This is a genomic window from Curvivirga aplysinae, assembly GCF_009711445.1.
GTDB classification, from domain to species: domain Bacteria; phylum Pseudomonadota; class Alphaproteobacteria; order UBA8366; family Aestuariispiraceae; genus Curvivirga; species Curvivirga aplysinae.
Window position 1 is genome coordinate 1 of the sequence record NZ_SMMC01000089.1, and the last position, 8,501, is coordinate 8,501.

8 protein-coding genes are annotated in these 8,501 nt (G+C 44.1%); all 8 read right to left on the bottom strand.

The annotated features are described in order from the left end of the window. A partial coding sequence (locus E1160_RS01875; RefSeq protein WP_218048651.1) for a cytochrome b/b6 domain-containing protein occupies positions 1 to 477 on the bottom strand: 477 nt, incomplete at its 3' end. A gap of 133 nt (positions 478 to 610) precedes the next feature. Beyond that, positions 611 to 1,759 (bottom strand): iron-containing alcohol dehydrogenase, encoded by a 1,149-nt coding sequence (locus E1160_RS01880; protein WP_155153293.1) that lies wholly within the window; start codon positions 1,757 to 1,759, stop codon positions 611 to 613. Beyond that, on the bottom strand, positions 1,759 to 3,156 hold the full coding sequence (locus E1160_RS01885; protein WP_155153294.1) for an aldehyde dehydrogenase family protein: 1,398 nt from the start codon (positions 3,154 to 3,156) through the stop codon (positions 1,759 to 1,761). Before E1160_RS01885 ends, E1160_RS01880 begins: the two co-directional genes overlap by 1 nt. A 63-nt stretch (positions 3,157 to 3,219) precedes the next feature. Next, positions 3,220 to 4,584 (bottom strand): glutamine synthetase family protein, encoded by a 1,365-nt coding sequence (locus E1160_RS01890; RefSeq protein ID WP_155153295.1) that lies wholly within the window; start codon positions 4,582 to 4,584, stop codon positions 3,220 to 3,222. Positions 4,585 to 4,644: 60 nt separating this feature from the next. After that, a complete protein-coding gene (locus tag E1160_RS01895; protein ID WP_155153296.1) occupies positions 4,645 to 5,688 on the bottom strand; it encodes a TRAP transporter substrate-binding protein in 1,044 nt (347 codons plus the stop codon). An 84-nt stretch (positions 5,689 to 5,772) separates the two neighbouring features. Further along, complete coding sequence (locus tag E1160_RS01900) at positions 5,773 to 7,095, bottom strand: TRAP transporter large permease (RefSeq protein WP_155153297.1); 1,323 nt, start codon at positions 7,093 to 7,095, stop codon at positions 5,773 to 5,775. Then, positions 7,095 to 7,577, bottom strand: a complete 483-nt coding sequence (locus E1160_RS01905) for a TRAP transporter small permease subunit (RefSeq protein ID WP_235914019.1) — start codon at positions 7,575 to 7,577, stop codon at positions 7,095 to 7,097. Before E1160_RS01905 ends, E1160_RS01900 begins: the two co-directional genes overlap by 1 nt. An 87-nt stretch (positions 7,578 to 7,664) precedes the next feature. Next, a complete protein-coding gene (locus E1160_RS01910; protein WP_155153299.1) occupies positions 7,665 to 8,438 on the bottom strand; it encodes an N-formylglutamate amidohydrolase in 774 nt (257 codons plus the stop codon). Between the last annotated feature and the right edge of the window lie 63 nt (positions 8,439 to 8,501).

The following is an 8,501-nucleotide window of genomic DNA, read 5'->3' on the forward strand; positions in this document are numbered from 1 at the left end:
TATACCTATAAAAATCAATAGGATGTCAAAAATAGTATGATGCCAACTTGAGGCAAAACTTACGAAGCTAGAAGAAGCTATATGTACGAGTGGACCATCCACCAAAATATCATCAGTGGTAAATAAACCGAATATAGCTTGCATCAAAATTAAAGTAAGCAACGCCAAAACCATCAAACCACCAGCCGGATTATGCCCAAGATATTTTTGTGGTTGAGAGGAATACATCGACTTGATGTAAGAAAAAACAGCTTTGGGAGATTTGATAAAATCGCTAAATCTTGCACTACTACTCCCCAATATTCCCCATAAAATACGATAAATAACAAAAGCCAGGATCGAATAACCCACATACATATGATAGGTCATATCCAGATCACCAAGTTCAAATTCCGCCGTCACATAGGCAGCAGCGATTAATAAAACCAATAGCCAGTGAAACAAGCGCGTTGGTATATCCCATACTTTTTTGAACATCATTCGAACCGTTACATATTTAAATTAAGCGTCTTATCACTTTACTATACACAAAAAAATGGCGACTTGAAGACAAGCCGCCATTCCATTTTCACCGATATGGGAGTTCGGTGTCTGATATTTCTATCAAGAACTAGATGATAATTTCCTGATAAAGCTTTGTGGTCACTTCCACTGTGAGCTCAATCGGGTTACCACCTGCACTTGGGTCTTCCACAGCCATCTTCGCTAGAAGATCAATCTGTTTATCATCCACACCCAATGCTTTCATAGATTTTGGTACTTCCATAGCTTCAGAAAATTCTACAATCCAGTCATAGAATCCATCAAAGCCACCTTTAATATTCAAATATGCTGCCAAGCGCTCTACACGCTCTTCAATCGCCGGGCGGTTGAAACGCATCACAGCAGGCAAGGCAATCGCATTGGTCATACCATGAGGTGTGTTATAAACCGCACCCAATGGATGGGCTAATGCGTGAACCGCACCCAAACCTTTTTGGAATGCTGTCGCACCCATTGCTGCTGCGGACATCATATGCGCGCGTGCTTCGATATCTTCACCATCTTTATAGGCACGCAACAAATTGTCTTTCACAAGACGCATACCTTCAAGCGCGATACCTTGAGACATCGGATGATAAACAGGTGAGCTATATGCTTCAAAGCTATGTACAAACGCATCCAAGCCCGTACCCGCTGTAATTACCGGTGGCATACCAACGGTCAATTCCGGATCACAGATCACGATCGCCGGCAACATTTTTGGATGGAAAATGATTTTCTTGATATGGTTCACTGTGTCAGTCAAAAGACCCGCACGACCAACTTCAGAACCTGTACCCGCTGTTGTTGGAACCGCGATGATCGGCGCAATGCCATCTGGATCTGCGCGTGTCCACCAGTCACCAATATCTTCGAAATCCCAAACGGGACGTGTTTGACCGGACATGAAGGCAATGATCTTGCCAAGATCCAAAGCGGATCCCCCACCAAAGCAGATCACGCCATCATGACCATTTTCTTTGTAAAGCTTTAAACCAGCTTCCAAAGTGACATCATCCGGGTTTGGCATCACATCACCAAAGAAGCCTGCTTCAACGCCTGCATTTTTCAATACATCCATTGTAGAAGCTGTAATTGGTAAAGACGCCAAGCCTTTATCTGTTACCAAAAGAGGGTTCTTCATACCCAATTCTGTACATGCTGCTGCCAGTTCCTGAATACGACCGGCACCAAAACGAATAGCTGTAGGATAGCCCCAGTTTGCTGTTAAAGTCATTAGAGCACCTTTTTCAAATGATAGGATTTAACACGTGTCAGATTATGGAAACCGATAACGGATAGACCTCCGCCACGGCCTGTATCTTTACAACCTGTCCAGCAAAGAGCCGGATCAAGGTAATCTGCACGGTTCATGAATACAGTACCTGTCTCAATCTGTGCACCAATAGTTGCGGCACGGTTTGCATCTTTTGTCCAAATAGAGCAAGTCAGACCGAATTCTGAATCATTCATCATCTTGATTGCTTCTTCATCAGAAGAAACTTTCATAATGCCAACCACAGGACCAAAGCTTTCGTCGATCATCACACGCATGTCATGATTTACGTCTACCAAAATTTGTGGCGCAAGATATGCGTCTTCCCCTGTGTCTTTCGGGAAAAGAACAGGATCAATCAAAGCTTTCGCACCATCTGCAATTGCTTCTTTGATTTGACCACGAACTTCGTCAGCAAAACGTTTTGATGCCATTGGACCTATTGTGGTTTCTTCCTCCATCGGGTTACCTAATTTGTAACCAGATACAATCGCCACTGCTTTTTCAACAAAGGCATCATATTGAGATTCATGAACATAAATACGTTCAATACCGCAACAACATTGACCAGAGTTAAACATCGCGCCATCAATCAATGTATCAACAGCTGCATCTAAATCTGCATCTTCACATACATAGCCCGGATCTTTACCACCTAATTCCAGACCTGTACCTGTAAATGTACCCGCTGCTGCGCGTTCAATTGCACGACCACCGCCAACAGAACCTGTGAAATTCACAAAATTGAAATAACGATTTTGGATCAAATGTTCAGTTGTACCATGGTCCAAAAATACGTTTTGGAATACATCTGCCGGCATGCCTGCTTCGACAAATGCTTTTACCATAATCTCACCCACCAACAGGGTTTGAGTGGAATGCTTCAATACAACCGTGTTACCTGCGATCAAGGCAGGCGCAACAGTATTAATCGCCGTCATATATGGATAGTTCCATGGCGCAATTACCATCACAACACCCAAAGCTTCGCGTTCGATACGACGTTCAAAATTGTCGCTTTCTTCGATCACGATTGGCTTCAATGCTTCTTCAGCAATATCAGCCATATAGCTTGCGCGTTCATTCACACCACCGAACTCACCACCGTAACGGGTTGGGCGACCCATCATATGGGCAATACCCGGTACGATTTCGTCATTCATCTCACCAAGCTTGGCGACACCCGCGCGTACCAATTCGATACGCTCCGCCATTGGGCGTGCTGCCCATGCTTTTTGAGCATCCCGTGCAGATTTCGCAACAGCAACCGCCTCATCCTGAGACGCTACAGCACGTTCCGCATATACAGAACCATCAATAGGACTGATGCATTTCAAAACATTGCCAGAACCAGCCATGTCTTTGACCTTTCATTGTTATCGTTTTTAAATCCTGACCTAAGATTTTTAGGCAGTGGTTTTTTAAGCGCGTTCGAAACCTCGGGCAATTTCCCAATCAGTTACAACACGATCAAATTCTTCTTGTTCCCATTCAGCTGCACGGGTGTAATGAGCAACAACATCTTCGCCCAAAGCCTCTTTCAGCATGTCGGAATTACGCAAGGTTTCTGTGGAAGCGCGCAAGGTTTGCGGAATATCATCCGCCTTTGCGATCTCATACACATCACCTGTTGTTGGTGCAGGTAATTCAAGTTTATCTTCGATACCTTTCATACCAGCAGCCAATTGTGCCGCGATTGCCAAATACGGGTTCAAATCAGAACCACCAATACGACATTCAACACGGATACCTTTGGTATTTGCCGCACAAAGACGGAAACCTGCAGTACGGTTATCAATCGACCAAACAGTTTTAGTTGGTGCAAAAGTACCTTTCGCAAAACGTTTGTAACTATTTACATATGGCGCCAAGAAATAAGTATATTCAGGTGCATATTTGATCAAACCAGCCATGTAGTTTTTCATCAAATCAGACATGCCCAATTTATCGCTTTCATCAAAGAAAGCAGGCTTGCCATCTTTCCATAAGGATTGATGCACGTGAGATGAACTACCGACTTTGTTATGATCCCATTTCGGCAAGAAGGTCACAGCACGGCCATGCTGCCATGCGATCTCTTTGGTCGCATGCTTGGAAATGGTATGATAGTCAGCACAAAAGTTGGCTTCGGCATAACGAATATTTAATTCTTCCTGCCCTGTTTCAGCTTCACCTTTTGTGTTTTCAATTGGGATACCAGCTGCGAATAAATGATTACGCAGCGGACGCAAAACTTCTTCTTCCTTAGTGGTCTGAAGAATATGGTAATCTTCGTTATAGCCACTGATTGGGGCTAGTTCCTGGAAGTTACCTTTGCGAATTTCATCAAAACTATGTTCGAATAGGAAGAACTCAAGCTCTGTCGCGGTCATCGCGGTATAACCAAGAGCTTCCATTTTCTCTACTTGTTTTTTAAGAACCTGACGCGGCGAATGCGGAATTGGCTCATGATGGTGATGATCCAACACATCGCAAAGAACCATTGCGGTGCCTTCCAACCATGGTACCAGACGAATAGAGTCCAGATCAGGTTTCATCACATAATCACCATAGCCTTGGCTCCAACTTGTTGAAGCATAACCATCAGGTGTGGCCATCTCCAAATCCGTTGCCAGCAAATAGTTGCAGCAATGGGTTTCTTCGTAAGATGTATCTACGAAATTCTGCGCATGAAAGCGCTTACCCATCAGGCGGCCTTGCATATCTACAAGGCATGCCAAAACAGTATCAATAGATCCTTCTGCAACCAGTTTCTTCAGCTGATCAAAGGTAAGAGTACCAGCCATGATTATTATCCTTTTCCTATATTCGCCGCGTCAGTTTGTTCTCAATTATCGATCTGGCACTTAGCCGTAACGATATGGACGACCTGCAGCTTGCATGTCTGCGTTATATTGCTTGATGATATCGACAACTTTTTTCTTTGTTTCAGATTCAGCTGCGATTTCATCCCAGAATTGAACAGCCGCCGCTTCAACTTCGGACCATTCGCCATCTGGAATAGATGTCAATTCCATCTTTGTGCCGTTCACACGTAGGGAAGCTTCACCACCCCAGTACCACCACTGACGGTAATAATGGCTTTGATCCATACATACTGTTAGCAATTCACGAAGATGTTCTGGCAATTCGTTCCAACGATCCATATTCGCAAAGAAAGAACCAGCCCACGCACCAGAGATGTTGTTTGTCAGGAAGTAGTTTGTCACATCTGCCCAACCAACTGTGTAATCCTCTGTGATACCGGACCAAGCGATACCGTCAAGCTCACCGGACTGCATCGCTGTTTCAATATCTTCCCAAGGCAATGTTACAGGAACAACGCCGAACTGGCTCAAGAAACGACCCGCTGTCGGGAAGGTAAATACACGCTTACCTTTTAAATCTTCCAAGCTATAGATTGGATCTTTTGTCGCAAAGTGACATGGATCCCAAGCACCAGCGGAGATATGTTTCACGCCAACTTTTGCATATTCTTCTTCCCAGATTTCTTTCAAACCATATTGGTTAAACAATACTGGCACATCCAAAGAATAACGGGACGCGAATGGGAAGTAACCACCGAATACGGTGACTTCAGTTGGGGATGCCATGGAATCGTCATCAGACTGAACCGCATCAATTGTACCTTTTTGCATCGCACGGAACAATTCACCGGTTGGTACCAATTGGTCAGCGTAATACAATTCGATTTCCATTTCATCGCCAGCAATTTTGTTAAAACTGTCGATTGCTGGTTTAATCACATGTTCTGCCAATGCAGAACCTGCATATGTTTGCATGCGCCATTTGATTTTGCCGCTTGCAATGGCTGGTGCAGCCAGTGTAGATGCCGCAGCTGCAGTACCTACTACACCTGCTTTTTTCATAAACTCGCGTCTTGTTGTCATGTCATAATACTCCTTGTTCAACATACGACTTTAAGTGTTTTGATACGTCCCCGTTCTGATGACGGGGTTGGCATCGGGATCGTCTTATTTGCTATAGACGTATTCAGGTAACCATAGGGCAATTTCCGGGAAGATCATCACGATGGCCAGAGCCACTGTCATGACCAACACAAATGGAAGGATCGACCTATAGATATCAGTTAACCCGATCTCAGGCGGTGCCATAGCCCGCATTAAGAACAGGTTGTAACCAAATGGTGGTGTCATATACGCAATCTGCGTAGTGATGGTGTACAGAACCCCATACCAGATCAAATCGAAACCAAGCGCACCAACCAATGGCACATATAATGGGGCCACGATAACCAGCATTGCTGTATCATCTAGGAAAGTCCCCATTAAAATGAAGCTTATTTGCATCAAGATCAGGATCATCCAAGGGCTTAAACCCAACTGATCCGTGAATAGATTTTCAATTGCACGTACCGCACCCAGACCATCAAATACCGCACCAAAACCAAGTGCCGCCAAGATAATCCACATAAACATACAGGAAATACCAAGTGTATTTCTTACAGAATTTTCAAATACCTGCTTGGTCATACGACCTTTCAAAACAGCCGCAACAAAAGCAGTCATCGCCCCAATCGCAGAACTTTCCACCAATGATGTCCAGCCATTCACGAATGGGATCATCATGGCAAAGAAAATACCGAACGGTAACAAGCCAGCAAGCAAAAGGCGATATTTCTCAGCCTTAGAAACATTACGTTCTTCAGGTGGTAAAACTGGGCCAAGTTTCGGATTCATCTTACAACGGACAACGATGTAAACCACGAACATCGCCGCCATCATCAAGCCCGGAATAATCCCTGCCAACCAAAGCTGACCCACAGGCTGTCTAGCGATCATCGCATATAGAACCAAAACCACGGATGGCGGCACCAGAATACCCAGCGACGATCCGGCCTGAATGACCCCCGTCACCATGATCTTGTCATACCCCCGCCGTAAAAGTTCCGGTAAGGCGATTGTTGCACCAATTGCCATACCGGCCACGGACAAACCATTCATCGCAGAAATAAGAACCATCAAAAGGATTGTACCAATGGCAAGGCCGCCACTGACAGGCCCCATCCAAACATGGAACATCTTATAAAGGTCATCCGCAATTTTACTTTCAGACAGGACATACCCCATGAAAATAAACATTGGCAGTGTCAGGAGCGGATACCATTTCATCAACTTCATGGCCGCAGAAAACGGAATATCAGACCCACCTGTTCCCCATAAAGCCAAAGCCGCAATAGAAGCAACGAAACCAATCGCCCCAAACACACGCTGACCTGTTAATAACATCAGCATCATGGATGAGAACATGAAGAGAGCAATCATCTCATAAGACATTATGCTTCCTCCCAACCAAGGCTGGATTCATGTGGATCTTCGTGATCCAGTTTATCACCGCGCAAACGGATAATATCTTTAAACAATTCAGAGATACATTGCATAATCATCAGGACCAGACCGAAACACATAATAACTTTAATTGGCCAAATATAAGGACGCCACGCTGTCGGGCTTCGTTCCCCATACATTAAGGAATAAGTGGTACTATCAATACCGCCATAAAGAAGAACACCCAGATAGAAAATTAGAAATAAAATAGTGATACTATCTACCCACATTTTGGTGCGATGGTTCCAACTTGCATAAAGCAAGTCCATGCGCACATTCGATCCCAGTTGAATAGAATATGGTCCACCTAAAATGTAATAGGCCACCATGGAAAACTGGGCCATTTCCAGTGTCCACAAGGATGGCAGGAAAAATGTTTTTGAAATGGACGACCATAATAAAATGCCGACCAATACAAAGACGCCATACATTGCAAAGCGCCCTATCCGGTAATTAACTGCATCTATAAATGCTATATATTTATGCATGAAAATCATTACTGACTTCACTTTCGCTTTTTACAAACCCTGTTCTGTTTTTTGTTTTTCTAGGACTTTTTTGAACACATCACCCAGATATGCCGCCACTTTCGCCACACCTGCGCTATCTTTGATCAGATCATTCCGAATTTCGATCATCACATTTGCCAACCCATTCTCATCCCCATGCAAACGCAAGGTATGAGCGACACCATCTGTTGGTGCATAGGGTTCATTCCGACGCACCACAAATTCACTTTCTTCCGCCATAATCAAATCAGCAACACTATGATCTCGATCATGAATGATCCCAATCTCCACTTCCCGTTTATTACCTTTATAAACAGGTGTAAAAGAATGAATGGTAAAGATTACAGGTTTTTGACCTGAAGTCATTTTATTTTCAATAACTTGCGATAAAGCGTTTTTAAAAGGATTATAAACATTCTCTTCACGCCAAGAACGATCTTCCTCTGTCAGATCACGATTACCGGGAATGTTAAAAACTTCACTTTTAGAAGGGGCTGCATCTTTCGCTTCAGGTGGCCGGTTACAATCATAGACCAGACGTGACACACGAGACGCCACCAATGGCACGTCCAGATCTTCCACCAGCACACGTGCCACAGCCAAGGCACCTGGGTCCCACGCAATATGGCTTTCAAGAAGATCTTCTTCCAATCCCAGATTATTTAATTCCGCAGGGATATAATTGCTGGCATGCTCACATACCAACACCGCAGCATTTTGACCCGCCGCGTTAAATATCTCGACCGCATCGATCTGAGATGGATATGAATTTTTGCTCCCCATTCTCTACCGCTTTTTGTTATTCTTGTAAAAAATTTTTCAATATATGACAGAAACTATATTTTC

Coding starts and splice junctions, on each gene's coding strand:
- E1160_RS01900 (WP_155153297.1), bottom strand. CDS start 7,095: ATGTCTTATGAGATGATTGCTCTCTTCATGTTCTCATCCATGATGCTG.
- E1160_RS01910 (WP_155153299.1), bottom strand. CDS start 8,438: ATGGGGAGCAAAAATTCATATCCATCTCAGATCGATGCGGTCGAGATA.
- E1160_RS01890 (WP_155153295.1), bottom strand. CDS start 4,584: ATGGCTGGTACTCTTACCTTTGATCAGCTGAAGAAACTGGTTGCAGAA.
- E1160_RS01895 (WP_155153296.1), bottom strand. CDS start 5,688: ATGACAACAAGACGCGAGTTTATGAAAAAAGCAGGTGTAGTAGGTACT.
- E1160_RS01885 (WP_155153294.1), bottom strand. CDS start 3,156: ATGGCTGGTTCTGGCAATGTTTTGAAATGCATCAGTCCTATTGATGGT.
- E1160_RS01880 (WP_155153293.1), bottom strand. CDS start 1,759: ATGACTTTAACAGCAAACTGGGGCTATCCTACAGCTATTCGTTTTGGT.
- E1160_RS01905 (WP_235914019.1), bottom strand. CDS start 7,577: ATGTATGGCGTCTTTGTATTGGTCGGCATTTTATTATGGTCGTCCATT.